The 1,315-nt window shown below is 30.2% G+C and carries 1 protein-coding gene and 1 pseudogene; both read left to right on the top strand.

Annotated elements, in window-relative coordinates:
• Window positions 1–586: pseudogene (locus V7137_RS30335) on the top strand (lipopolysaccharide biosynthesis protein); the annotation flags it as partial.
• Between the two features lie 58 nt (window positions 587–644).
• The coding region (locus V7137_RS30330) for a glucosamine inositolphosphorylceramide transferase family protein (protein WP_420490203.1) at window positions 645–1,315 on the top strand (671 nt) is incomplete at its 3' end.

The raw sequence follows: 1,315 nt of genomic DNA, 5'->3' as shown, positions 1-1,315 counted from the left end.
ATTTTTATATAATCTATTAGAACCATTTATTAACTGGTGGCTTGGAAAAGAGTATTTATTAGATTCGCTTACATTTATTGTACTTTTAATTAATTTTTATATAACAGGATTAAGGTCTACTATACTAACATTTAAAGCAAAGGGAGGAATATTTGTACAGGATAAGTACATGCCGTTAATAGAGGCTGCTATAAATTTAGTACTATCATTAATACTAGTCAACCATTTAGGATTAGCGGGTATTTTTATCGGGACAACTGTAAGTACTCTTGTAACTGTATTTTGGAATGCACCACGTTTGGTGTATAAGCAAATCTTTAATCTTCCTGTGAGGTCTTATTTTAGTAAATATATTTATTATGCGATTATAACTGTGATTACTTGTTATTTAACTACGAATATATGTGAATTCTTTGTAGAAGGAAAGGGTATTCCTTCATTAATCGAAAAAGGTTTTATCTGCTTGATTTTTCCAAATATAATTTACCTTGCATTATTTTACACAAGTAAGGAATTTCAATATATTAAAAATGCTTTTAGCAATGTGATTTTCGGAATAAAAGTTAAGTTGACATCAGCAGGTTAATGTACGATAAACAAGCGGTTTTGGTGAATATTAACAATTATCATAAGGTGGGGTGTGTATGTATATACTTTTAATTTTTATTTCTCTGATTTTATTATTTTTCTTTAAGGGTTTCGTTAATAGAGAGATAACTCTAGGAATCTGGTCGATAAAAGTATTTAATTCGTCTAAGATAATATCTAAACCTCCAAATGAGCAAAGTTTATCAACCCCTTCCTTAGAGGCTTCTGATGTAACAGATGTCCCTGCAGAGTTTATTGCTGACCCATTTATAATATCTTGTGATTCAAAGTACTTTATGTTTTTCGAAGTTCTTGATAAATCTTCTAGAAAAGGAATTATAGGATTAGCAACAAGTGAGAATGGAGAAAAGTGGAGTTACGATAGAATCGTCCTTAAGGAGAAATTTCATTTATCCTACCCACATGTATTTGAGTTTAATAATGAATTTTATATGATTCCTGAGTCTTGCGAAGCTAACAGTGTATTATTATATAAATCTAAAAATTTTCCTTATGAATGGGAAAAAACTTGTGAAATAATTAATGGGAAATATGTAGACTCAAGCATTTTTCACTATAATAATAAATGGTGGATGTTTTCTGGAAAGTGTGGTAGATTACATTTGTTTTTCTCTGAAAAACTAGAAGGGCATTGGGCTGAACACCCTAAGAGTCCTCTTATTTCTGATAATTACTCAATTACTAGACCTGGAGGCAGAGTGATTGT

The sequence above is a fragment of the Neobacillus drentensis genome (assembly GCF_036962765.1).
Classification (GTDB): domain Bacteria; phylum Bacillota; class Bacilli; order Bacillales; family Cytobacillaceae; genus Neobacillus; species Neobacillus drentensis_C.
The sequence above is the reverse complement of the archived record's forward strand: the minus strand, read 5'-3'. Positions and strand labels throughout refer to the sequence as shown.